Origin of the sequence: Leifsonia sp. McL0607, assembly GCF_049993355.1 — a bacterium.
Lineage (GTDB): Bacteria > Actinomycetota > Actinomycetes > Actinomycetales > Microbacteriaceae > Leifsonia.
In genome coordinates, this window is the sequence record NZ_CP188253.1 from 1,632,865 (window position 1) to 1,656,072 (window position 23,208).

The 23,208-nt window shown below is 67.9% G+C and carries 19 protein-coding genes and 3 pseudogenes; 13 read left to right on the top strand and 9 right to left on the bottom strand.

What is annotated here, in order from left to right; all coding sequences use genetic code 11:
* The first annotated feature begins 8 nt into the window (after positions 1 to 8).
* A pseudogene (locus ACPPVW_RS07910) lies at positions 9 to 1,247 on the top strand (IS256 family transposase).
* 40 nt (positions 1,248 to 1,287) lie between these two features.
* Here ACPPVW_RS07910 and ACPPVW_RS07915 read toward each other — a convergent pair.
* A pseudogene (locus tag ACPPVW_RS07915) lies at positions 1,288 to 2,353 on the bottom strand (IS110 family transposase).
* A 648-nt stretch (positions 2,354 to 3,001) separates the two neighbouring features.
* Between ACPPVW_RS07915 and ACPPVW_RS07920 the strand changes: the two are divergent.
* Both ACPPVW_RS07920 and ACPPVW_RS07925 read left to right on the top strand, forming a co-directional pair.
* On the top strand, positions 3,002 to 3,223 hold the full coding sequence (locus ACPPVW_RS07920) for a hypothetical protein (RefSeq protein WP_426625953.1): 222 nt from the start codon (positions 3,002 to 3,004) through the stop codon (positions 3,221 to 3,223).
* Positions 3,220 to 3,642, top strand: coding sequence for a hypothetical protein (locus tag ACPPVW_RS07925; protein WP_426625954.1), 423 nt, complete (start codon positions 3,220 to 3,222; stop codon positions 3,640 to 3,642). Before ACPPVW_RS07920 ends, ACPPVW_RS07925 begins: the two co-directional genes overlap by 4 nt.
* A 240-nt stretch (positions 3,643 to 3,882) precedes the next feature.
* On the opposite strand, the pseudogene ACPPVW_RS07930 reads toward ACPPVW_RS07925, so the two are convergent.
* Positions 3,883 to 4,378: pseudogene (locus ACPPVW_RS07930) on the bottom strand (transposase); the annotation flags it as partial.
* A gap of 346 nt (positions 4,379 to 4,724) precedes the next feature.
* Entirely contained in the window at positions 4,725 to 5,033 is a 309-nt protein-coding gene (locus tag ACPPVW_RS07935) for a transposase (protein ID WP_426625955.1), read from the bottom strand.
* Here ACPPVW_RS07935 and ACPPVW_RS07940 point away from each other — a divergent pair.
* Complete coding sequence (locus ACPPVW_RS07940) at positions 4,926 to 5,339, top strand: Imm27 family immunity protein (RefSeq protein ID WP_426625956.1); 414 nt, start codon at positions 4,926 to 4,928, stop codon at positions 5,337 to 5,339. The genes ACPPVW_RS07935 and ACPPVW_RS07940 overlap by 108 nt on opposite strands.
* Positions 5,340 to 5,547: 208 nt before the next feature.
* Here the strand turns inward: ACPPVW_RS07940 and ACPPVW_RS07945 are convergent, their stop codons facing one another.
* Positions 5,548 to 6,156, bottom strand: coding sequence for a hypothetical protein (locus tag ACPPVW_RS07945; protein WP_426625957.1), 609 nt, complete (start codon positions 6,154 to 6,156; stop codon positions 5,548 to 5,550).
* Positions 6,157 to 6,743: 587 nt separating this feature from the next.
* Here ACPPVW_RS07945 and ACPPVW_RS07950 point away from each other — a divergent pair.
* The 3 genes from ACPPVW_RS07950 (at position 6,744) to ACPPVW_RS07960 (ending at position 10,229) form a co-directional block, all read left to right on the top strand.
* Positions 6,744 to 7,145 carry a hypothetical protein gene (locus ACPPVW_RS07950; protein WP_426625958.1) on the top strand — a complete coding sequence of 134 codons (402 nt, stop codon included), beginning with the start codon at positions 6,744 to 6,746 and terminating at the stop codon, positions 7,143 to 7,145.
* Positions 7,146 to 7,177: 32 nt separating this feature from the next.
* A complete protein-coding gene (locus ACPPVW_RS07955; protein ID WP_426625959.1) occupies positions 7,178 to 9,154 on the top strand; it encodes a M13 family metallopeptidase in 1,977 nt (658 codons plus the stop codon).
* Positions 9,155 to 9,314: 160 nt separating this feature from the next.
* A complete protein-coding gene (locus tag ACPPVW_RS07960; RefSeq protein ID WP_426625960.1) occupies positions 9,315 to 10,229 on the top strand; it encodes a serine hydrolase in 915 nt (304 codons plus the stop codon).
* Between the two features lie 78 nt (positions 10,230 to 10,307).
* Here ACPPVW_RS07960 and ACPPVW_RS07965 read toward each other — a convergent pair whose 3' ends face one another.
* The 3 genes from ACPPVW_RS07965 to ACPPVW_RS07975 are packed head-to-tail and all read right to left on the bottom strand — an operon-like array spanning position 10,308 to position 15,425.
* Positions 10,308 to 11,375 carry an NAD-dependent epimerase/dehydratase family protein gene (locus ACPPVW_RS07965; RefSeq protein ID WP_426625961.1) on the bottom strand — a complete coding sequence of 356 codons (1,068 nt, stop codon included), beginning with the start codon at positions 11,373 to 11,375 and terminating at the stop codon, positions 10,308 to 10,310.
* Between the two features lie 46 nt (positions 11,376 to 11,421).
* Positions 11,422 to 13,983 (bottom strand): bifunctional lysylphosphatidylglycerol flippase/synthetase MprF, encoded by a 2,562-nt coding sequence (locus ACPPVW_RS07970; protein ID WP_426625962.1) that lies wholly within the window; start codon positions 13,981 to 13,983, stop codon positions 11,422 to 11,424.
* A 53-nt stretch (positions 13,984 to 14,036) separates the two neighbouring features.
* Complete coding sequence (locus ACPPVW_RS07975) at positions 14,037 to 15,425, bottom strand: glycine--tRNA ligase (protein ID WP_426625963.1); 1,389 nt, start codon at positions 15,423 to 15,425, stop codon at positions 14,037 to 14,039.
* 210 nt (positions 15,426 to 15,635) lie between these two features.
* Between ACPPVW_RS07975 and ACPPVW_RS07980 the strand changes: the two genes are divergently transcribed.
* Positions 15,636 to 17,297 carry a GMC oxidoreductase gene (locus ACPPVW_RS07980; protein ID WP_426625964.1) on the top strand — a complete coding sequence of 554 codons (1,662 nt, stop codon included), beginning with the start codon at positions 15,636 to 15,638 and terminating at the stop codon, positions 17,295 to 17,297.
* A gap of 18 nt (positions 17,298 to 17,315) precedes the next feature.
* Here the strand turns inward: ACPPVW_RS07980 and ACPPVW_RS07985 are convergent, their stop codons facing one another.
* Both ACPPVW_RS07985 and ACPPVW_RS07990 read right to left on the bottom strand, forming a co-directional pair.
* On the bottom strand, positions 17,316 to 17,936 hold the full coding sequence (locus ACPPVW_RS07985; RefSeq protein WP_426625965.1) for a GNAT family N-acetyltransferase: 621 nt from the start codon (positions 17,934 to 17,936) through the stop codon (positions 17,316 to 17,318).
* Between the two features lie 66 nt (positions 17,937 to 18,002).
* Positions 18,003 to 19,307: a glutamyl-tRNA reductase gene (locus tag ACPPVW_RS07990; RefSeq protein WP_426625966.1), complete on the bottom strand. Its 1,305-nt coding sequence runs from the start codon at positions 19,305 to 19,307 to the stop codon at positions 18,003 to 18,005.
* 112 nt (positions 19,308 to 19,419) lie between these two features.
* Here ACPPVW_RS07990 and ACPPVW_RS07995 point away from each other — a divergent pair, with 112 nt between their 5' ends.
* The 5 genes from ACPPVW_RS07995 to ACPPVW_RS08015 are packed head-to-tail and all read left to right on the top strand — an operon-like array spanning position 19,420 to position 23,176.
* Complete coding sequence (locus ACPPVW_RS07995; RefSeq protein WP_426625967.1) at positions 19,420 to 20,592, top strand: uroporphyrinogen decarboxylase; 1,173 nt, start codon at positions 19,420 to 19,422, stop codon at positions 20,590 to 20,592.
* Positions 20,589 to 22,202, top strand: a complete 1,614-nt coding sequence (locus ACPPVW_RS08000) for a protoporphyrinogen/coproporphyrinogen oxidase (RefSeq protein WP_426625968.1) — start codon at positions 20,589 to 20,591, stop codon at positions 22,200 to 22,202. Before ACPPVW_RS07995 ends, ACPPVW_RS08000 begins: the two co-directional genes overlap by 4 nt.
* A gap of 7 nt (positions 22,203 to 22,209) precedes the next feature.
* Positions 22,210 to 22,524: a hypothetical protein gene (locus ACPPVW_RS08005; protein WP_426625969.1), complete on the top strand. Its 315-nt coding sequence runs from the start codon at positions 22,210 to 22,212 to the stop codon at positions 22,522 to 22,524.
* Between the two features lie 36 nt (positions 22,525 to 22,560).
* A complete protein-coding gene (locus ACPPVW_RS08010; protein ID WP_426625970.1) occupies positions 22,561 to 22,971 on the top strand; it encodes a phage holin family protein in 411 nt (136 codons plus the stop codon).
* A complete protein-coding gene (locus ACPPVW_RS08015) occupies positions 22,961 to 23,176 on the top strand; it encodes a DUF3618 domain-containing protein (protein ID WP_426625971.1) in 216 nt (71 codons plus the stop codon). Before ACPPVW_RS08010 ends, ACPPVW_RS08015 begins: the two co-directional genes overlap by 11 nt.
* Positions 23,177 to 23,208: the final 32 nt, after the last annotated feature.

Sequence of the window (23,208 nt, forward strand, 5' to 3'; positions counted from 1 at the left end):
ACGAGGCGATGATTGATCCTGTGACGGGAGAGATCATCGATCAGAAGGAGCTCGCGGAGCGGTTGCTCGCGCAAGCGAAGGAACAGGGTGTGAGCCTGGTTGGGCCTGGCGGGCTGTTGAACCAGCTCACGAAGACGGCGCTGGAAGCGGAGCTGACCGAGCACCTCGGCCACGACTATGGCGGAGTACCGATCGCTGCGAATATGCGTAACGGGACCAGAATGAAGACGGTGCTGACCGAGATCGGCCCGGTCGAGATCGAGGTCCCCAGGGATCGTGACGGGTCGTTCGAGCCGGTGATCGTGCCGAAGCGGAAGCGACGTTTGGACGGGATCGATCAGATCGTGCTTTCGCTGACCGCGCGCGGTCTGACGACGGGTGAGATCGCGGCGCACTTCGAGGAGGTCTACGGAGCGAGGGTCTCCAAGGACACCATCAGCCGGATCACGGAGAAGGTCGCCGCTGAGCTCGCGGAGTGGTCATCGCGCCCACTGGATGCGATCTATCCGGTGATCTTCGTCGACGCGATCGTGGTGAAGGTCCGTGATGGGCAGGTCCGCAACACCCCGTTCTACGTCGTCATGGGCGTCACTACCGGCGGGGAGCGGGAGATTCTGGGCATCTGGGCCGGTGACGGCGCTGAGGGCGCCAGGTTCTGGCTGCAGGTGTTCAGTGAGCTGAAGAACCGCGGCGTCGAGGACGTCCTCATCGCCGTCTGCGACGGGCTCAAAGGCCTCCCCGAGGCGATCACGACGACCTGGGAGCGCACCGTCGTGCAGCAGTGCATCGTGCACCTGATCCGCAACTCGTTCCGTTACGCGGGCCGGCAGCACCGCGACGGCATCGTCAAAGCGCTCAAGCCCGTCTACACGGCACCGTCCGAGCAAGCCGCGAAGGACCGCTTCGACGAGTTCGCTGCGGAATGGGGCGGACGCTACCCAGCGATCGTGAAGCTCTGGGAGAGTGCGTGAGCCGAATTCGTGCCCTTCCTCGAATACGACGTCGAGATCCGCCGAGTCATCTGCACGACGAACGCGATCGAGTCGATCAACGCCCGCTACCGGCGGGCCGTCAGAGCACGCGGCCACTTCCCCAACGAGACCGCGGCGCTGAAGTGTCTCTACCTCGTGACCCGCTCACTTGACCCGACCGGCGGTGGCAGGGCACGCTGGGTGATTAGGTGGAAGCCCGCCCTCAACGCGTTCGCGATCACCTTCGCGGGCCGGTTCGAGAGAACCACTCACTAATGAAACCGCCGGACCCCACACACCGACGGTCCTATAGATGTCAAGGGAGTCCGAGGTCGGTTTTCAGGTCGTGGTAGACCTCGCGGGCGATGAAGCGTTTGAGGCAGCGGAGGACATCCTTCTTCGACAGTCCTTCAGTGAGGCGCCGTCGGACGTAATCGATGGTGGGTTGGTGGTATCGCATCCGGCAGACGGCGATCATGTGGAGCGCGGCGTTGGCTTGGCGATCGCCGCCTCGGTGCAGACGCATGCGATGGGTCTTGCCGGATGAGACCGGGATGGGGGCGACGCCGCAGAGTCTGGCGAACGCTGCCTCAGAACGCAGCCGGTCGATGTTCTGCCCGGCGGTGATCAGCAACTGCGCGGCGTGGCCGGGGCCGATCGCGAGCTTGGAAGTCAGGGTTGGCGCGGTGTGCTCGACAAGTTGTTTGAGTGCGGTGTCGGCCTCAGCGATCTCTTCGTCGAGCATCTGGATGCGTCGGGCCATCGCGCGCAGAGCACGTTTGGTGGCCTGCGCTGGATCATGCAGGCGATCCGGGTCGGGTCGCAGGGCGGCGCATCGTGTGACGAGCGCGGTTGCGGATCGTTCCGTGAGTTGTTCTCGCAACTCAGCGGGTGCTGTGACGCGCAGGCTGCGCAGCTGGACGACCGTTCTCGTTCGGGAACGAACCGCGGATTCACGGGCCAGACGCAGCACGCGGATCGACTCGACAACGCCAGTCGTAGTCTTCGGGATCGCGGTGGCCTGGCCGGAGAGGGCTTTGCGCGCAGCCGCCTCGGCGTCGATCTTGTCGTCCTTGCCGCGGCGGGCTCTCAGATGCGGATGTGGCTGGTTGACCTCCACCACATCGACTCCCGCTGCAAGGAGGAAAACGAGTGATGCCGGCCGCATACGATCCGGTGGACTCGACGCCGATCTTCTCGATCAGCCCGAACCCTGCCAGCCAGTCCAGCGCGTCACGATACCCGCGTGATGAAGCCGGGAATGGATGATCGCCGAGCCTCTTCCCGGTCGTATCGAGCGCGACGACATGATGGGTGTCGGCGTGCGCATCGATGCCTCCGATCACGATCACCGCTTGCGTCGCCCGCGTGTCGTTGCTCATGCTGGTGGTGTCTCCCTTCGACGAGGGGATGACGTCGCCGGGCCGGGTGGACATAACAATGACGAGTCACTGATCGAGCAAGGTCCTATGAAGTCACACTCCCGCCCGGTCCGGCCATCCGGAACGAGCGCGACCCCGGCACGAGCCGACCCGTCGGTGTCAGGACAACCCCTCCAACGAGAGCGTCAGTTAATCAGTAAGTCAGACCCGTCCGGATCCGCACCACCATCTTCATTGTTAAACGGACAGTCCCCGGCGAAGTCTTCGTCGAAGAAGAAGTCCGAGGACTGGTGGAACCCGACGTCGTGGAGCAAGAAGACCTGGCAGACGGTCGGGGGCTGTTGCGGCGGGAGTGGCGGTCACCGTGGCTGGACGGCGGCTGTGATTGGTGCTGCGGCGTGCACGGCGGCGACGTTCAAGGGGGCTGTGCAGGCGGGAACCGTCGGCGCGGCGGCTGGGCTGGTCGGTGGTGCCGCCGGCGGGGCGATCGCAAGCGGGGCTGCCAAGCTCGCCGGGCTCGGAGCCAGTAAAGCAGCGGCCGCAACTGGCGGAGAAGGGGCCTCGAGCGCCCGTGAGCTGGTGCACGCGTAGGCTTCGTCAGCGATCTCTGGACGCAACTTGGCGCGCCAACTCGCAAGCGAGCTGCAGATGTCCGAGCCTGGAAAGGTCATTGCAGGTGCAGGTTCCAAGCGCTCGATCGATGATGTGGATCGACTGGTTTCACAGTATGGCGGCCAACCTGGAGGTTGGCAGAAGATGTCGAGCACGTCGTTTGTCAACGATGGTGTCGAACAGCAAACTCACTGGTATCGCAACAAGGGGATGGGAATCTATGTCGAACGTAGGACCAACCTGTACTTTGGCCGGTGATGATGAATAACGATCGTGAGTGGCTTGACCGCGCTCAATTGGTGTTTTCCCGATTCCTATTTGGATTTGCGACGGAAGAGGAAATCGTCGATTGGGCAACGGACGAGTTGGCAAGCCAGCTATTTGCAGATGACCTGACTGCGATTGCAATGGCGCATTCCGATGACATCCCTCGGCCGAGCGAACAATTGGCCTCGATGCTCGAGCGTGATGACCGGTACTTGAGTGACGATCAGCGGGCGCTTTCGGTCGCGAGCTGGATCTCGGCTCGGATCATAGCCGGAACTATCGAGCCGATCGATGGCGCGCGTCAGATCAGTGGACTCATCCAGAATCGATTTGATGAGCGCGAGCAGCTACTAGGCATGCTCACGCTCTGGTCGGACGCGCGCCCGACTCGACTCGCGCATCCTCGATGAGGCCAATCGGTTGGTCCAAGACGTCAACGGTTGGGTGCAAGAGTAGCCGTTCCAGCAAGGAGCTGGGGCGTGGGAGTGGTGATTCTGGCTGCTGGTGCGATCGGTGGCGCGGCAGGATGCGCGTATCGATTTCCCAAATCAGGCCAATCCGTCTGGCGCGACGATAAGGGTTATACGATGAACAACCTTGAGCCTGAAGAAGAAGTTGGGTCTGCTGCACGAGTAGGTGACGGTTTCTAGTCACGCCGCCAGTGCGGCGGGCGTGTTCATGATGGCCTCGAACTCGATTGGGGTCAAACGCCCGAGGCGGGGTTGGCGTCGGCGACGGTGGTAGGTCCGCTCGATCCAGGTCACGATCGCGATCCGCAGCTGCTCGCGGGTGATCCGACCATGCGGGTGTCGGGTCAGGGCGCGCAGGAACTTCCGGCTTCGAAATTGCGATCCTCGATCGCTGTGGACTACGCAGCCGGCAACGTCGCCGCGCATCGCGACGGCGTTGTTGAGTGCGTTGACGGCCAGGCTCGACTTCATTCTGGAGTCGATGGAGTAGCCGACGATCTTGTTGCCGAACACGTCCTTTGATCGCGCAGAGGTAGAGCTTGCCCTCGCCGGTCTTGTGTTCCGTGATGTCGGTCAGCCAGAGCTGGTTCGGCCCGTCGGCGGTGAACTCGTGCCGGAGTCGCCCGTCCTCGTCCGTGAAGGTGGTCCAGGAGCGGCGGTTGAGGACGTTCTTTTGCAGGAGGCTGAAGAAGTGCAGAGATCATCGTGGACGGCTGGGCCGGGCTTCTTGCCGTTCTTGCCCCGCTTCTTCCCGAAAGCACTCCACCAACCATTGGCCGACGCGATCCGCCACGCAGTCCGATCCGCCATCGCCTGCCCGACGTCACGCGCCTCGTCGGCCAGCAGCCGGTGCCCGAACTCGGGGTCATCCCGATGCGCGTCGAACAACGCGTTCGCCCGACACGCCTCGGTCACCTCGCTATCGGTGATGGGGTTCGCCAGCCATCGGTAGTACGGCTGACGAGAGAGCTTGAGCACCCGGCACGTCACTGTCACGGGGATCCCCGCTCCAGCGAGCTCATTCACGAGCGGGTAGAGCCTTTTCCCGGCAGGTTCGCCTGCGACAGATACGCCGCCGCCCGCCGCAGGACCTCGTTCTCCTGCTCCAGCAACCGGACCCGCTTGCGCAGCTCGCGATTCTCGGCAGACTCGCTGCCCGCCTGGCCGGGCTTGGTCCCCTCATCGACCGCGGCGCGGCGCAGCCACTTCTGCAACGTCATCGGGTGGACACCGAAGTCTTTCGCGATCTGCTCGATCGTCACTCCAGGTTCACGACCCCGCGCGACACGCACGACGTCGTCACGGAACTCGGTGGGATAGGGCTTGGGCACGATGCCATCCTTCCAGGCTGTCCACTCGGACAAGCCAGATCAGATGTCACCTATCCGTGCAGCAGACCCGGTCTCAACGGGAGCTGGGTACTGGTTGGTCAATCGATTGAATTGGATGAAACCGCACGAAGGATCAATTGGCTGATAGACGAATCCTTGGTTCCCGTTTCAATAGATAACAGCGGTTGGGTAAAGACTTTTAGAGATCCTCGGGATGATCGCTATTGGGAGTTGTCGTATCCCGACAGTGAGATGCAAGGCGGGGGGTCACCGCGGCTAAGACATGTCCAAGGGCCAGGGAAATGATGAGCCCGCCATAGGTGGAGTTAGTGAGCAGATCGGCTCGACCCCGAAGCGGTCGCGGTGCTCGTCGACGTACTCGACGAGCACCGCAAGGTGCGACAATAACCAGCCCGACTACGACCCAATGGTGACTATGCGTTCACATGACGAAGCCGGGCTTCGCCGAGAGCTCAGCACCCTGAACCAGACCCATCCGTCTTCTCGTCGCGCGTCATTCCGCGATGACGTGAAGGGTGGAGTTGGCCTCCCCGACGGCCGTGCGGAAATCGTTTTCGTTCTCGCACAGGGTGGTGAAACTGATGACTTGGTCATGTTCAGCGAAGGCGCGTCCCAGGAAGCTTCGGAATGCGCCGTCGACGTTCTCGGACCAGTTCAGAACGTCGACATGGTTATCAGTCCCTTCATCGCCCCAGCTGACCTGATCCTCGGTCAGCCTGGCCTCGAGGTCGGCTGTCTCCCAGCCGGTGATGGACTGAAGGAGGTTGAGCGTGGTGGTGCGGTCGTCGCCGGCGACGGGGTCGATGCCGAATTCGCTCAGTGCTTCGCGGTATGCAGTGAGAGTGCAGGAGTTTGCCGTTGAGGTGAAGGTTGCGCCCTGACCATCAGGGCTGTCGGGATTCATCTTCCAAGCGCTTTCAGTCACCCCCCAGTTCACCCCGCTGAATTCGAGGTCGCCATCCCAGCGATAATCAGCGCTCACTTCGATAGGCGCGTCCTTGTATTCCTCAAGTTCGTCTTGAGTGATCTTCATTGCAATGAAGAAGGCGCCGGCACTAACGCACGCGGCCAGGAGGCCCACACTTGCGAGGACGATCATCACGATCTTCCACCATCTGGGTCGAGGCGCCTTCGCGGCGGGGTCTGCGGGTGGATAGAGCTCAGGGTTCGCCATAGTGGGCCTTTCGTTCTGGAGGGACGCAGCAAAGTGATGGTGGGCGACCGAGAAGACGCGGTTCCGCCGTAGACGTTCGTCGCAGATTGCGGGATCGCTGATTGCGCGTTCGGCCTGGAAAGCTGAGTGGGCTTTGCGCGGCGCACGCGGCTCGTAACGGTAGTGGATGATGTCAGGTCCTCCGGCCGGAGCGGGTGGTCCGTGGGATCGCGCCGCGCCGTCGACACGCCCGACCCACTCCGCCAATTTGCAAAACTCCGAATATCACCAATAGAGTTTTACCCGCGCCTGGTTTCAGGCGCGGCGCTGTCTCTTGGGGGAGAGGCAGTTGCGCCGGTTGTCGGGCGGGTGCCCAGCGGGGTTAGGGTGCGATACGGAATCAAGGGGGCCGGCGCGCTCCGGCCCGTCAGTCGGTCGGTGTCTGGGCGGCACTGCGTCCGCTCGACTTCCGGCGCGCCTTCGACTCGCTTCGCCAAAATCTGAAATGCTAGCCTTCGAACTCATCAAGGGGAAGTATGCGTTTCACCAGTCCCGCTCAGAAGGCGCTCGTCGTCGCCGTTCTGTTCGGTGTCAACCTGGTGCTGGCGCTCGTGTTCGACGCTCTGCACTCCGAGGTCGCCTCCATCGTGCTGACCGTGCTGCAGGTCCTCGGCTGGTACATCGCGTCGCGGGTGTTCCGCGGTCCGGGGGAGTCCGTGCGCGCTCCGCGGCCATGGTGGCGGATGACGAACCGACCGCTCCTCTCCGGCGTCCTCGGCGCGGGGTACAGCCTCCTCGCCGTGACCAACATCGCATTCTCGTTCGCCGGCTTCGGCAGCCTCTCGGGTAGCGTCTCGATCCTCGCGGAGCTCGTCCTCGCTGCCCTCTTCCTCCTCTCCTTCTCGCGGCTGCGGGCGGCCTCCCCGGCGCGCGCCTGACAGCCGGGGCGCCCGCCACGTAGGCTGGCTCCATGACGCTCTCCTCCGGTATCGCGACCGACGAACTCGACCCCACGATCCGCCCGCAGGACGACCTGTTCCGGCACGTCAACGGCACGTGGATCTCCCGCACCGAGATCCCGTCCGACAAGGCACGTTGGGGCTCCTTCATGGAGCTCGCCGAGCAGTCGGAGGCCGCCGTCCGTGCGATCGTCGAGGCGGCGCAGGGCGCGTCGGAGGGCACAGAGGAGCGCGCGTTCGGCGATCTCTACACCAGCTTCCTCGACGAGGAGCGCGTGGACGCCCTCGGCGTCAAGCCGATCGAGGCGCAGCTGGCGATCGCGAGCGATGTGGACAGCATCTCCGCCTTCCTGAACATCCTCGGCCGGCTCGAGCGTCAGGGCATCGGCGGCTTTTACCAGCTCTTCGTGGACAACGACCCGGGCGATCCGGAGCGCTACCTGGTGTTCGCCGAGCAGGCGGGCATCTCGCTCCCCGACGAGTCCTACTTCCGCGAGGAGCGGTTCGCCCCGGTCCGTGAGGCGTTCGCGGCGCACATCCAACGGATGTTCGAGCTCGCCGGTTTCGAAGACGCCCCCGAGCGTGCCCAGCGGGTGTACGACCTCGAGGTCGAGATCGCGGCTCAGCACTGGGACAACGTCCGCTCGCGCGACTCCGAGAAGACGTACAACCTGTACTCGTGGGCCGACGCGGCGACGTTGTTCGCGGGCGGGGGCGACAGCGGAGGCGCAGCGAGCCTCGACAGCTGGGCCGAGGGTCTGGGCGCACCGGAGGGCGCGCTCGCCGAGGTGGTTCTGCGGCAGCCGTCGTTCACCTCCGGCATCGCCGGCCTGCTCACCGACGACCGCCTGCAGTCGTGGAAGGACTGGCTGGCGTGGCAGATCATCCACGGCTCGGCCCCCTACCTCTCCGGCGACTTCGTCGACGCCAACTTCGACTTCTACGGGCGCACCCTCACGGGCACACCCGAGATGCGGGCCAGGTGGAAGCGCGGCGTCTCGCTCGTTGAGGGCGCGATGGGGGAGGCCGTCGGCCGCATCTACGTCGAGAAGCACTTCCCGCCTGCAGCCAAGGAGGCGATGGACGCCCTGGTCGCCAACCTGATCGAGGCGTACCGCGAGAGCATCCAGAAGCTCGAGTGGATGGGCGAAGACACGAGAAACCGTGCGCTCGACAAGCTCGCCAAGTTCACGCCGAAGATCGGCTACCCGGTGAAATGGCGCGACTACTCGTCGCTGGTCATCGACCCCACTGACCTGATCGGCAACGTGCGCGCCGGCGCCCTGTTCGAGTTCAACCGCGAACTCGGCAAGATCGGCAAGCCGATCGACCGCGACGAGTGGTTCATGACGCCGCAGACGATCAACGCCTACTACAACCCGGGCTTCAACGAGATCGTCTTCCCTGCGGCCATCCTGCAGTACCCCTTCTTCGACGAGGGCCGCGACGACGCCGCCAACTACGGCGCCATCGGCGCGGTGATCGGCCACGAGATCGGTCACGGTTTCGACGACCAGGGCTCCAAGTTCGACGGCGACGGCAGGCTCCAGGACTGGTGGACCGCCGCCGACCGCGAAGCGTTCGAGAAGCGCACCGGCAGCCTCATCGCGCAGTACGACGCGCTCGCTCCTGTTCAGGTGCCCGATCACCACGTCAACGGCGCCCTCACCATCGGCGAGAACATCGGCGACCTGGGCGGCCTCGGCATCGCGTGGAAGGCGTACCTGCTGTCGCTCGGCGGCCAGGAGCCTGCCGTGGTCGACGGGCTCACGGGCGCTGAGCGGTTCTTCTTCTCCTGGGCGCAAGCCTGGCAGCAAAAGTCGCGCGACGAGGAGGTCATCCGCCTGCTCGCGACCGACCCGCACGCGCCCAACGAGTTCCGGTGCAACCAGATCGTCCGTAACCTCGACGCGTTCTACGACACCTTCGGGGGGACCGATACGGACGCGCTGTGGCTCGCCCCGGAGGACCGCGTCACCATCTGGTGAGCCGCCGCACTCCGGCCCGCGCGTGAAAGGCCTCTCGGCGACCCCCGATCGGGGTAACATCATCCCTATCGTGTCGGGACACCCACCCGTCGCGAAGCGGGCCGGGGGGACCGCTGAATCAGCCGATGCCCCGACTCGGAAGAAAGACCCAGCGCGCCCCGTGACGATCCAAACCCCCGAGACCGACCACCGACACCGCCAGGTGACCACGCGCCGTGGGCGCCATCGCGGGACGGAGGCCGCGAGTCCGGAGGTGTTCTCCCGGGGTTTCGACGCGCTCGGCCGGCTCGTGGTGCAGGGTGTGCAGGTGTCCGCCCGGGCGACCGATCTCTCAACAAGCGAGGTGCTGTTCTCGGTCGACGACCATGTCGTGATGCCGACCGCCAGCATCGGCGAGGTGCTCCTCCTGGTGGAGGTCGCGGCGCGGCTGCAGTCCGGTCAGCTGAGCCCGCTGGTCCAGCTCGATCGCGCGCCGCAGGACGTTGGAGGCGACTCGGGAATCTGGCAGCACCTGCAGATACCAGCTCTACCCGTCGCCGACCTGGCCGCCCTGGTCGGGGCGACGAGCGACAACCTGGCCACCAACGTGCTGCTCCGCCGGGTCGGCCTGGAGGCTGTGAGCGCCCGCACCGAGTCGCTCGGCCTGACCCGCACGGCCCTCCTCGACCTGGTCCGCGACCACCGCGGGCCCGATGACGCCCCGCAGCTGTCGGTCGGCAGCGCCAACGAGCTGACCTGGCTGTTCTCGGCGCTGGCCCGCGGGGAGGTCGTCAATGCGCAGACCAGCCGCCAAGTCATCTCCTGGCTGGCACTCAACAGCGACTTCTCGCTGGTCTCGAGCGCGTTCGGCCTCGACCCGCACTCGCACCGCCACCCCGAACACGGCATCCTGCTCGTCAACAAGACCGGCAGCGACGCGGGCGTCCGCAGCGAGGTCGGCGTGCTGCGCGGCCCACGCGCGGGCGTCACCTACGCGGTCTCGACGTACTTCGACGACACCGCGCTGTCCGCTCGTCTTGCGGTCATCGACGGCATGCGCACGGTGGGCCTGGATCTGCTGGAGTACGTGTGCTAGTTCCGGACCCCGGCTCGCGAGAGGGCACGAAATCAGCCGAGAACCGTCGAGTAGGCGGACTATCCGCCATCTCGCCGATCACCGGCCCATGAACGCGTCCTCCGCGTCGTAGTCGAACCAGCCGTCCGCCTCCGCCCGCTGCGCGATCGAGGGGAAGACCTTCTCCCAGGTCTCCTGGCGGCGCTCGGCGGCACGCGCCTCGCGGACGGCCCAGTCGACCGTCGCGGCCACGGCCTCCGGGTAGCGCACGGGCTGGTGGTACCCGAGCTCGACCGTCGCCGCCGCCATGCTGAGCAGCAGCGGGTTGGCGACCGTCCAGGGTGTCCCGCCAAGGCCGTCCTCGGGAGGCCCGGGGAACGTCACGATCTCCACCTGGCGGTCGAGCGCCGCGTACACCGCGCGGGCGATCTCGGCGACGCTCAAGTTGTCCTCGTCCACCGCGTTGAGCACGCGCCGGCCGGGATGCGCTGCACACAGCGCCACCAGCTCGGCGATGTTGACCGTGGAGGACGTGCTGAACCGGTTGGCGCCGCCGTCCGACAGCAGCACCCGATGGCGGCCGTCGAGAGCGCGCTTGATGAAGTACCACTCGCGCAGCGCGGGACTGAAGGGGCCGTAGATCGCGCCGGGCCGCAGGATGCTCACCGGCAGGCCCTCCACCGCGAGCAGCCTGCGCTCCATCGCCGCCTTGAGCGGCGAGTACGTCCGCTCGGTGTTGTCGATCGTCGGGTCGGTCTCGCGCAGCGGCACGGGATACTCGGGGAAGTCGTCCGGCCCGGTGACGGTGTCGAGGTAGCGGCCTGCGCGGTCGGTATAGACCGAGCCGGTCGAGATCACGACGAGCGAGCCGACCTCGCCGGCGAGACCGGCCAGCTGGTCGGCGTGCCGGGGCTCATAGGCGACGGTGTCCAGCACCAGGTCGTGACCACGGGCGCGGGCCAGCAGCGCGTCCGTGTCGTCGCGGTCGAGCCGGATGCTGGTGACGTCGTGCTCGGTCAGCTCGGTGTCGCCGTGGTGGCGCCCGCGGTGCGCGACGAGTACCGACCAGCCGTCCGACACCAGCCTCCGTGCGGCCGCCGAGCCGATCTGCCCGGTTCCGCCGATGATCATCGCGGTGCGTGCAGCGGCGCCGGTGTCGACCTTCATGAGGCAACCGTACGCTGCGGCAACCGTGCGCTCCGGCAACCGTCGCTCAGCGCATCAGCGTCTTGGCGAGCGCCACGTACTCCTTCGCGTTCGCGTCAGGCAGGTAGGCCCGGCCGATCGCGTTGCCGATCGCCGGCAGCGCGACCGCGTCGGGGTACGCCATCCACAGGGTCTCGTACGTCGGGTTGAACTTGCTCTTGAAGTCGAACAGCGAGGCGAACCCATATGCCGGCTCCAGGGTCTTCGCCAGGAACGCCAGCAGGCGGTCCATCACCGCCGGTTCGCCCTCCACGGCGTCGTCCTCGTCGGCGCTCGGCGGCTTGGTCGCGAGCGGCGCGCCGGACAGACTGAGCACCTCCACGCCCTCCCCGCGCATCCGCTGGGCCGCGGAGGCGATCACGAACTCCATGATCCCCGGGATGCTGCGATCGGCCCGCCGCATGAAGTCGATCGTGTACCCGACCACGCGGTCGTCGCGCCAGCTGGGCAGCCAACTGGTGACGGCCTGGAGGTCGCCCTGCGGGTCGTAGGCCAGGTAGAGCTTCACCTCCGGGTCCTTCAGCTCGGCCATCCCGCCAAGGGTGAAGCTCATCTCGGGCAGCTCCTTCTCGGACACCCACTGCTCGCTGAGCGCCGCGATCTGACTCTGCTGCACGGGAGCCAGCTCGTCCCAGGTCGTCCAGAGCGTCGAGATGCGCTCCTTGACGCCCCGGGTGTGCGCCTGTCGCACCTTCTGCCAGGGCTTGCCCTGCATGTCGAAGGTCTGCGGGTGAATGAGCGTCTCCTCGCCGACGGAGATGCTCTGCCAGCCGAGCGACTCGAACACCGGGAGGAAGGAGCCGTGGATGCTGTAGAACGCGGGAGTCCAGCTGTTGGCGTCGCAGAAGCCGATGAAGTCGATGATGGTCTGCTCGGCGCGCTCCGGGCGGCAGACCGGGTCCGACAGTGTGATGGCGACCCCGTTGATGACGCGATACGCGACGGCCGCCTCGCCGCCTTCCGAGAACCAGTAGACGTTCCCCGGCCACGTGCCCATGAAGCCGAGCGTCCCGCCTCCGCCCGCGTGAAGCAACTCGCGGAAGCGCACCTCGTCACCGAGGGTGCGGCCGGTGGAGGTGGCCCGGTACAGCCGCATCGTGCCGATGACGAAGATGGTCCAGAACGCCGGTCCGACCCACTGGTAGAGGAGCAGGACCAACGGTGACGTCGGCACGATCACCCGCCCCGGCACCGATTCGAAGCCCGACGGCACGAAGCGGCGCAGAGTGGACATGAAGACGTCGCCGATGCTCGCCTCCGGCACGAACGAGCCGAGGGTGGCGAGGCCCGCGATCAGATACGCGACCGCGAGCAGGGCGAACGAGACCACGACCAGGATCGTGAACCGCACGACCGCGTCCCGCGGCGCACGGATCTGGAACTGACGGCGGGTCGCCAGCAGCAGCACGATCGATGCGAAGGGGACCAGGAAGGCGGCCAGCAGCCAGAGCAGCACCTCGATCGCCGGCGAGAGGGCGTCCAGGCTGTCGACCTGAACGTTGACGTCGCCGCCGGGCAGTGCCGTGAACGGGAGCACGATCATCGCGACGTTCACGACGATCCCGAGCAGCCACGCGAAGTGGCGACCGCGTCGCAGACCGATGGCGGTCACGATGAGCAGGACCAGCGGCAGGAGGGCGAGCAGCAGCGGCCCGACGCCCTGGATCGAGACCGCGGCGAGCTCGTCGCGGCAGTTGGAGGTGTCGACGGCACGGCAGGCGGCCAGCACGGCGGCCGCGTCGACCTCCTGGTGCAGGAACAGCGCGGACACGAACGAGAGCGGGCCGAGGCCGCCCGGAGGCAGCAGCGCGGCGAGCGGGCCGATGCCGGTGATGGCCACGGTCGCGGCGATGAGGTTGCGCGTCTGGGCGTGCGAGCTTCGGCGCATCCGGTGCAGCCGCCCGCGGCGGAGGATGACGCCCAGCGCGAGGCCGAGCAGCGCCGCGATGAGGCGGTAGGCGTTGTTCTGGTCGCCGTTGTAGAGCACGAACATCACGACGACGGCGAACGTCAGCAGCCGGATGCGCCGCCGCCACAGGGTGCTCGCAAAGGCGCTCGCCGCGAGCAGAGCCCCGACGATCCCGATGGTTGGGTCGAGCGTAAAGTCGAACACCGTCGCCCGGGCCAGCAGCCCTCCGACGTTCGCCGCGGCCCACTGTCCGAGCACGCCCAGCGTGATGCCGACGACACCGGTGACGAGGAAGGCGAGAACGAGCCTGGCCGTGCCGAGCAGCCGCTCCGCTACGGCCAGGAGCGTGAGTGCCAGCACGAACGAGATCACGAACTGGGCCGGGTCTTCCGGGACGAAGAGCGCCGTCAGCGGTGTCCACCAGAAGCCGGCGTGGATGGTCGTCGGCACACCGGCCGCCCAGACCAGCGCGCCGCCTCCGACGGTGGCGACGCTCCACAGCGTCGCGGTGGCGATGGAGGTCGCGAGCACGATCAGCGCGAGCGCGACGCTCGCCGGTGCGACCTGCACGTAGGCACGCAGCATCGCCCACGCCGGCGGTCGCTTCGGCGGGGGAGCGGCCGGCGGGGCCGGTTTGGTGTTCGGGGGAGCCGTGCTCATCGTGTCTCCGTCGCGGTGGCACCACCCTAGCGGTCCGTGGCCCCGTGCGGAGGTCAGATCTCGCGCAGACGCTCCGCGAGGTAGCGGTCGAGGCCCTCGAGCGGGATGCGCTCCTGCTTCATGGTGTCGCGGTCGCGCACCGTCACTGCGTCGTCCTCGAGCGAGTCGAAGTCGACCGTCACCGCAAGCGGCGTGCCGATCTCGTCCTGGCGGCGGTAGCGACGGCCGATCGCGCCCGAGTCGTCGAAGTCGACGTTGCGGCGCTTGCGGAGCGTGTCCGCCAGACCGCGAGCGAGCGGCGACAACGCCTCGTTGCGGGAGAGCGGGAGGACGGCGACCTTGACCGGGGCGAGCCGCGGGTCGAGGTGCAGCACGGTGCGCTTGTCGGTGCCGCCCTTGGCGTTCGGCACCTCCTCCTCGTCGTACGCGTCGACCAGGAACGCCATCAGCGCGCGGGTGAGACCGAACGACGGCTCGATCACGTACGGCACGTAGCGCTCGTTCTTGTTCTGGTCGAAGAAGCTGAGGTCTTTGCCGGAGTGATCGATGTGGGTCTGGAGGTCGTAGTCGGTGCGGTTGGCGACGCCCATCAGCTCGCCCCACTCGCTTCCCACGAAGTCGAACTTGTACTCGATGTCGATGGTGCGCTTCGAGTAGTGGGCGAGCTTGCCCTTCTCGTGCTCCAGACGCCGGATGTTCTGCGGGTCGATGCCGAGGTCGATGAACCAGTCCCAGCAGAGGTCCATCCAAGTCTGGAACCACTCGTCGTCGGTGCCGGGCTCCACGAAGAACTCGATCTCCATCTGCTCGAACTCGCGCGTGCGGAAGATGAAGTTGCCCGGCGTGATCTCGTTGCGGAACGCCTTGCCGATCTGGCCGATGCCGAACGGCGGCTTCTTGCGGGCGGTCTGCAGCACGGCGGCGAAGTCGGTGAAGATGCCTTGCGCCGTCTCGGGTCGCATGTAGTGGAGGCCGGACTCGTCGTCCACCACGCCGAGGTAGGTCTTCATGAGACCCGAGAACTGCCGGATAGACGTCCACTGGCCCACCTTGTCCGGGTGGTCGGGGTCGGCGATGTCGGCCAGACCGTTCGCCGGCGCGTGGCCGTGCTCGGCCTCGTAGGCCTCGAACAGGTGGTCGGCGCGGTAGCGCTTGTGGGTGATCAGCGACTCGGTCAGCGGGTCGCTGAAGACCTGAACGTGACCGGAGGCCTCCCACACGGCGGTGGGCAGGATGATCGCCGAGTCGAGGCCGACCATGTCGCCGCGACCCCGCACGAAGGTGTTCCACCACTCGCGCTTGATGTTCTCTTTGAGCTCCACACCGAGGGGCCCGTAGTCCCACGCCGAGCGGGTACCGCCGTAGATCTCGCCGGAGGGGAACACGAATCCGCGGTGCTGCGCCAGCGTGATGACGGAATCCAGTCTCGACGGTGCGGCCATGGGTGCTCCCTGTTCGGTGCGTTTCTGCGTGGGGGTGTGCGCCGTTGCATCGGCACCACCATCCTAACGAGGATGCACGGCCGGGCCGGACGTGCACTCCAGTGCCGTGCTGGCGGCGCAGAGTCGTGAGGTCCGAACACCATTGCGCGGATAGCTAAAAACATCCAGAATGTCAGAAATCAATGTCTCACTTCAGGAGGTCGGCAGACGATGGCGGTATCACGGCGCACACTTCTCGCATCGGGCGCGGCTGCGGCTGCGGCTGCGGCAGTCAGCGGGCTCTCGCCGACGCCGGCGATCGCCGCTCCGCTTCCGGCCGGAGCGACGGCTCCCCGCCTTCTCGACACGGTCGCCGCGGCCAAGTACAGGCTGCTGGTTCCCGAGATCTTCGTCGCACCGCCGGCGGCTCCGGCACATACGCCCGCTCTGGTCATCGGCTCCGGGTTCGGCGCTGCGATCGCAGCCCTGCGGCTGGCACGGGCCGGTATCCGCACGGCGATGCTCGAGCGCGGCCTTCCCTGGCCCCGCGACCCGAAGCGTGCGATCTTCTCGGGTAACACTCCGCCCGACGGCCGGGCCTTCTGGCACCGTCGCACGTTCACCGGCGTCGCCGGCATCCCGGCGGTCGTCCCGAAGTTCGGCGGGGTCCTGGACGCGACCGACTACGACCACATCCAGGTCTGGCGCGGTGCCGCGGTCGGCGGCGGCTCGGTCGTCTTCACGGGCGTGCTGATCGAGCCGGAGGAGCGCTTCTTCCGTGCGGTCTTCGGCGACCGCGTCGACTTCGATCGCATGCACGAGGTGTACTACCCGCGTGCGCGTGCGCATCTCAATGCCTCACCGATGCCGGACGATGTCTACCGCTCCAAGCCGTTCGGGCACTCGCGCGTCTGGGACGACCAGGCGCGCCGAGCCGGCTACGAACCGCAGCCGCTCGACTCGATCTTCGACTGGGATGTCGTGCGCGCGGAGCTCTCCGGCAGGTCGAGACCGTCGGCCATCATCGGCGAGAGCAACCTCGGCAACTCGAACGCTGCCAAATACGACCTCACCCGGAACGTGCTTCCCGCGGCGCTCGGCACCGGCCACGTCACCCTGCACCACAGTCACGTGGTCGACGCCATCGGCCGGGAGCCGTCCGGTCGCTATTGGGTCGAGGTGCGCGAGATCACGGCGAACGGCTCGCTCGTCCGCAGTCGTCGGATCACGTGCGATCAGCTCTTCCTCGGCGCCGGCTCGATCGGCACCTCCGAACTGCTGGTGAAGGCGAAGGCGCTCGGCACCCTCCCGTCGTTGAGCTCGGCGGTCGGTGCCGGCTGGGGCACCAACGGCGACGCCGCTCTGGTGCGCTCCTTCTCGCATCCCGAGGGGCTCACCCAAGCGGCGCCGTCCGCCTCCCGCATCCTCGACGAGAGCGGTCTCCCACTGAGCCTGGAGAACTGGTACGTGCCCGGTCTGCCGGTCGACGTCGGGCTGATCGGATCACTGGGCATGGTGCTCGACCCGACAAGGGCGAGCTTCCGCTACGATCCCGCGAAGCGCGACGTCGTTCTCGACTGGCCCAGCGACGGCAACGAGCGCGCGGTCGCGGCCATGCGCGCCGTCCACGACAGGATCGCGGCTGCGAACGGTCTCCGCAGCGGGGTCCTGGGCGTGGCCCCCGACATCAACGCGTCCTTCACCGCCCACCCGCTCGGCGGCGCCGTGCTCGGTGAGGCGACGGACACGTTCGGGCGCGTTCACGGATACGACGGCCTCTACGTCATCGACGGGGCGGCGGTTCCCGGCAGCACCGGAACGGTCAACCCGACGCTGACGATCGTCGCGCTGGCCGAGCGGGCGATGGACGACATCCTCGAGAAGGGGCGATGAGCCGGCCCACCGTGCCGCTCAGCCCACGCGGAAGTCCTGCTCCAGGATCGCGTACACGGCGGTGTCCGTCCACTCGCCCTTCGCGATCTCGGCCTGGCGCAGGAGGGCCTCCTGGCGCATCCCGAGGATCTCGCAGAGCCGTGCGGACGCCTCGTTGCGGGCGTCCAGCTGGGCGAACACGCGATGGCCGCCGAGGGTGTCGAAGCACAGCTCCAGGAGGCGCGTGGTCGCCTCGGTGGCGTAGCCGCGACCGTGGACGGCCGGGTGGAACACCCAGCCCATCTCGAATTTCGCCCACTCCGCCTTCTTGAGGAACAGACTCACGTGGCCGATCACCCGGCTGTGGCCGCCCTCCGGGTCGGGCAGCTCGACGGCGTAGACGATGCCGTCGCCGTCGGCGGCGAGCCGGTTCATCGCGATCCGCTTGCGGAGGTGCTCCGCTGATTCGTCGTGGTCGTGTACCTCCCAGTAGAGGTAGCGGGCCACGTCCTTCAGGCGCTCGAACTCGTGCCCGTTCTCGAGGTCGCCGCTGTTGAGCGGGCGTAGCAGCAGCCGCTCGGTGCGGAGATCCTCCGCGGCGTACGGGAGTCCGGTCGCGGCGTGCGTCTCGGTGGTGGAAATCGTGGCCTCGTTGCTCACGGTGCTCTCTTCTGTCAGGGTTCGGGCTCTGTCTTCGGGGTGGTCACGCCGTGAACGGCTGGTCTGTCAGGATGCCGCGCTCTCGTCGTCGACGGCGCGCAGCGTCCGCGTCGTCGGTACGTCATCGACCTCCAGGCCGAACAGGGCGGAAGCCGCATCGATGAACGCCTGCGCGTCGCCCTGCCGAGCGAGCTCCCTGGCGCGCACCGACGGGGTGTGCAGCAGCACCCCGGCGAGGTGGCGCAGGGCGGCCTCCGTCTGCTCGGAGGAGTCGCCGCGCGAGCGGGCTCGGGCGATCTCAGCGTCGAGAACGCCGAAGACGTGCGAGCGCAGCGCGACCAGGGCCGGCGTGACGGCCTGCTCGGACGTGCGGGCGGCGAACTCGGCTGCAGCGGCGTCGACGAGCTCTCGCGCGTCGGCTGCGGCGTTCAGCTCTTCCACGGGGGCGTGGATGCTGATCGTCTCGAGGTCGAGGAGCTCGACGCCGGTCAACTCCGCGACCGCGGGCTCGACGTTGCGGGGGAGGCCGAGGTCGATGACCAGACGGCGCTCGGCGGCTCCGGGGAGGCCGAGCGCCTCGGCCAGCAGGTCGCGCGTGACGACGTGATCGGTGACCGCCGAGCAGGTGACGAGTAGGTCGGCGCCGGCGAGCTCGTCGAGGAGGCCCTCGGCCTCCACGGCCGTCACGTCGTGCGACAGCGCGAACTTCGCTGCGCGACCGGTGGGGGAGTACACGCGCACGTCGGTCACGCCGTGCTCGCGCAGGGCGGCAAGGCTCGCGCCGGCGTACTTGCCGGTGCCGACGAGTAGGACTCGCACCTGCGTCCAGTCGGTGATGCGGCTCTCGGCTAGCTCGAGCGCGAGCCTGACCATCGAGCGCCCCGCGGTCATGATGCCGGTCTGGTTCTTGACACCGCGGGCGGTGCGCGATGCGACCTGGAAGACGCGCTCCAGGTCGCGGGTTGCGGTGCCCGCCTTCCGGGCCGCCTGCAGCGCCCTCCGGACCTGGCCGGCGATCTCGCCCTCGCCCACGACGACGGACTCGAGGCCGCTGGAGACGGAGAAGAGATGCTCGGCGACAGCGTCGTCGTAGTAGACGGCGCTGGAGGCGCGGAGCACGTCGGCGTCGATGCCGGCGGCGGCGCTGACCGCGTCGATCACGACCTCCGTCGAGACAGCGCGTGCCGCCGGAAGCGGCTCGTCGATGTCGAGGTAGGCCTCGAAGCGGTTGCAGGTCGCGAGGACGACCGACCCGCTCACGAGTTCGCTGTGCTCTGCGAGTGCCGCGGTGACGGCCGGCGCATGGCGCTCGAGCCGTTCGAGGAGGTCGAACTCCGCAGTGCGGTGGCTCGACGAGAAGCAGAGAAGCACGGGCAAATCCTACGCTCGCCGTCGGCGATCCTCGAATCGAGATACTCCGTCCTGCGGACCATCGGCGAGATTCCCGGAGGATTGGCAGATTCCTCCCTGGAAGAATGGGTGCGTGACCTCCCTCGACCCGTCCCACCCGCTCTCCGCAGGCCTCACCGCCGACAGCCCCCTCGTGCGCTCCTACCAGGGTGAGCGCCAGGAGGTCATTCCCGTCTGGTTCATGCGCCAGGCCGGCCGTTCACTGCCGGAGTACCGCGAGCTGCGCGTCGGCACCCGCATGCTCGACGCGTGCCTCGAGCCGGCGATGGCCAGCGAGATCACCCTGCAGCCGGTGCGCAGGCACGGCGTCGACGCGGGCATCTTCTTCAGCGATATCGTCGTCCCGCTCAAGCTCGCCGGTGTCGCCGTGGAGATCCAGCCCGGTCGGGGCCCGGTCTTCGAGCAGCCGGTGCGCACAGCTGCCGATGTCGCCCGGTTGGAGGAGGTCGATCCCGCTTCCCTCGACGCGGCGACCTTTGCACCCATCGCGGAGGCGGTGCGGTTGACGACCGCTGAGCTGGGGACCACGCCGCTCATCGGCTTCGCGGGAGCACCCTTCACCCTCGCCGCGTACCTCGTCGAAGGCGGACCGTCGAAGGATCACATCCGTGCCCGCACGATGATGCACGCCGACCCGCAGACGTGGGCGCGGCTCATGGCGTGGAGCGCCGACGTCACCGGCGCCTTCCTCCGCGCGCAGCTGCTGGCGGGCGCGAGCGCCGCCCAGCTCTTCGACTCGTGGGCGGGCTCGCTCTCGCTGCGCGACTACGTGGAGCATGTGGCACCGGCGTCCACGCGCGCTCTCTCGCACGTTCGCGATCTGACGTACGAGGTCCCGCGTCCGGTCGCCGAGGTGGCGGCCGGCGAGACGGCCGAGGCCGGCGATGACGCCACGACCGACGAGCCGCTGGCGCGCTACGTGCCGATCGTCCACTTCGGCGTCGGGACCGGCGAACTGCTGGGCGCGATGCACGACGTGGGCGCAGACGCGGTCGGCGTCGACTACCGCACCCCGCTCGACGAGGCGGCACGACGCCTCGGCCACGTCGTCCCCCTGCAGGGCAACGTCGACCCGGCGATGCTGGATGCGCCGTGGGAGGTCCTCTCCGCGCACGTGGTCGACGTGCTGCAGCGCGGACGCGAGGCTCCCGCGCACGTCCTCAACCTCGGCCACGGCGTCCCGCCCGAGACCGACCCCGCCGTGCTGACCCGGGTGGTCGAGTTCGTCCACGAGTGGCGGCCATGACCTCCGAGCGCTTCGATCACGACGCTGTCGCGGCGGAGGTCCGGCACGCTGTGGAGGCGCCGGCCACCCGCGTCGCCGTGGTCGGTGGAGGCGTCTCCGGACTCGTGGTCGCGAGGGAAAGCGCCCGACCGGGGTTCGAGGTCACCGTGCTGGAGGCGTCCGGACGCGTCGGCGGCTCGGTGGCGCCGCTGGAGCTCGACGGACTGAGGCTCGACGCGGGAGCGGAGAGCTTCGCGACGCGCGGCGGCCACGTCGCCGCCCTGCTGGAGGACCTCGGCCTCGGCGAAGAGATCGTCGCCCCGAATCCCGTCGGCGCATGGGTGCGGAACGGCGCGCGCAGCGTCCCGCTCCCGAAGGCCGGCCTGCTCGGGATCCCCAGCTCGCCGCTGGCGAGCGATGTCGTCGCAGTCATCGGCTGGGGCGGCGCCGTGCGCGCCTACCTCGATCGGCTGCTACCGGTGCTCAAGATCGGCCAGGAGCGCCGTCTCGGGACGCTCGTCCGCAAGCGGATGGGCTCGAAAGTGCTGGACGAGCTGGTGTCGCCGGTCGTCACCGGCGTCTACTCGGCGAACCCCGACGAGCTCGATGTCGATGTCGTCGCACCCGGGCTCAACGCCGCGCTGACCCGCCTCGGCTCGCTCTCCGGCGCGGTCGGCGAGCTGCGGTCGTCCGCGAAAGCGGGCAGCGCCGTTCAGGGTGTCCGCGGCGGCATGTGGAGGCTGCCGGCGGCGCTCGCCGACGACATCGTCGCCCGCGGCGGCGTCATCCGCACGGGCGTCTCCGTGGTCGCGGTGGGGCCGTGGTTGGCGCCCGACCCTGAGGAGGTCGCCGCGGCGGCGGTCGAGGAGGCCCTCGCCGGCTTGGACGACGACGCGCCCGATGACGCACAGCATCCGGAGGTCGTCCCCGGCGGCGACGCCCGCCCGGCCCGCTGGACGCTCCGCCTGGCCGACGGCTCGACCCTCGACGCCGACGTTCTGGTCGTGACCGCGCCAGCCGACGCAGCGCTCGCCCTCCTGCCCGGCGTCGATGAGGGCCTGGCCGATCTCGCCGCCCTCGACTGGCCTCCCGCGTCAAGCGTCGAGCTCGTCACCCTGGTGCTCACCGACGACCGCGTCGGTGCCGCCCCGGTCGGCACCGGCGTGCTCGTCGCCGACAGCAAGAGCTCGGGCATCGGTGCGAAGGCGATGACGCACTCCAGTGCCAAGTGGGCCTGGGTGGCAGAGGCCGCCGGTCCCGGCCGCCACGTCGTCCGGCTGTCCTACGGGCGGGCCGGGCGCCCGGCGGAGACGCTCGCCCTGAACGACGCGGAGCTGCGCGAGCGCGCCGTCACCGACGTGGCAGCACTCCTGAATATTCCGCTCACGGCATCCGATGTGTCGGCATTCGCCCGCACCCCCTGGACGAACGCGCTTCCCTATGCGACAGTGGGGCAGCGGGAGCGCATCCAGCGCGTCCGCGACGAGGTCGAGAACATCGAGGGCGTCGAGGTGACCGGGTCCTGGCTGACCGGCACCGGGCTGGCGTCCGTCATCCCGGACGCGCGCCGGGCGGCGGAGCGGGCGCGGGGTCTACGCTGGAAATCACTGACCGACGACCTGGAGAGGTAGAGGAACAATGCGGGGAAAGCTTCTCTTCGTGACGGGCGCGGCGGCGGGCTACGTGCTCGGCACGCGCGCCGGACGCAAGCGCTACGAGCAGATGAAGTCCGCGGCTCTCAAGGTCTGGGAGTCGCCGGGGGTCCAGAAGCAGGTGGATGCGGTCGAGGACTTCGTGGCCGAGAAGGTCGGCGAGGTGCCCGAGGCCGTCTTCATCACGGTCAAGAAGGCCGTCGTGCGGGTCAAGGACCGCCGCAGAGAGGCACGTCTGCCGGATCAACAGCCGTCGGGGGTGGCCGTCGTGCCCGTGGAGCGGGATGATTCCCAGGAATAGCGGCCGTCGAACGCGACCGAAGGGGCAGGTGAGCGGATGACCGATCGAGAGCGGGCCAGATCGCAGTCGCTCGGTGAGCTGATCACGGCGCTGCCGCGGCTTCTCATCGAGCTGTTGAAGGCAGAGCTGGCTCATCTTCGAGCGGAGTTCGCCGAGAAGGCGAAGTATGCCGGCATCGGCATGGGGCTCTTCGTGGTCGCGGCGGCGTTCCTGTTCTTCGCCCTCGGCGTCCTCGTCGCGGCCGCGATCCTCGGGCTCGCGCTCGTGCTGCCGGGGTGGGCTGCCGCGCTCATCGTCTTCGGCGCCCTCCTCATCATCGCCGCCGTTCTCGTCCTGATCGGCTTCTTGTCGCTCAAGCGGATGAACGGTGTGGCGCCGACGGAGACGATCTCGAGCGTCAAGACCGATATCGACGCACTGAAGGGGCGGGGCACGTATGACAACTGACCGCAGCGACGTCGAACGTGCACGCGCCGACCTGGCCGCCACCGTCGACGCGATCACCTACAAGCTGAACCTGCCCAAGCGCACGGGCGAACGCGTGCGCAGACTTCGGGATGACAACCCGCTCGCTCTCGTCGGCATCGCGGTCGGTGTGGCCGTCGCCGTGGGCGGCGCCGTCTGGGGGATCGTGGCGGCACTGCGCCGCTGAGGCCCTGGGCCGCTGATGCCGAGGGGCACCCA

Coding starts and splice junctions, on each gene's coding strand:
- ACPPVW_RS07920 (WP_426625953.1), top strand. CDS start 3,002: ATGTCCGAGCCTGGAAAGGTCATTGCAGGTGCAGGTTCCAAGCGCTCG.
- ACPPVW_RS07950 (WP_426625958.1), top strand. CDS start 6,744: ATGCGTTTCACCAGTCCCGCTCAGAAGGCGCTCGTCGTCGCCGTTCTG.
- ACPPVW_RS07955 (WP_426625959.1), top strand. CDS start 7,178: ATGACGCTCTCCTCCGGTATCGCGACCGACGAACTCGACCCCACGATC.
- ACPPVW_RS07965 (WP_426625961.1), bottom strand. CDS start 11,375: ATGAAGGTCGACACCGGCGCCGCTGCACGCACCGCGATGATCATCGGC.
- ACPPVW_RS07970 (WP_426625962.1), bottom strand. CDS start 13,983: ATGAGCACGGCTCCCCCGAACACCAAACCGGCCCCGCCGGCCGCTCCC.
- ACPPVW_RS07975 (WP_426625963.1), bottom strand. CDS start 15,425: ATGGCCGCACCGTCGAGACTGGATTCCGTCATCACGCTGGCGCAGCAC.
- ACPPVW_RS07980 (WP_426625964.1), top strand. CDS start 15,636: ATGGCGGTATCACGGCGCACACTTCTCGCATCGGGCGCGGCTGCGGCT.
- ACPPVW_RS08000 (WP_426625968.1), top strand. CDS start 20,589: ATGACCTCCGAGCGCTTCGATCACGACGCTGTCGCGGCGGAGGTCCGG.
- ACPPVW_RS08005 (WP_426625969.1), top strand. CDS start 22,210: ATGCGGGGAAAGCTTCTCTTCGTGACGGGCGCGGCGGCGGGCTACGTG.
- ACPPVW_RS08010 (WP_426625970.1), top strand. CDS start 22,561: ATGACCGATCGAGAGCGGGCCAGATCGCAGTCGCTCGGTGAGCTGATC.
- ACPPVW_RS08015 (WP_426625971.1), top strand. CDS start 22,961: ATGACAACTGACCGCAGCGACGTCGAACGTGCACGCGCCGACCTGGCC.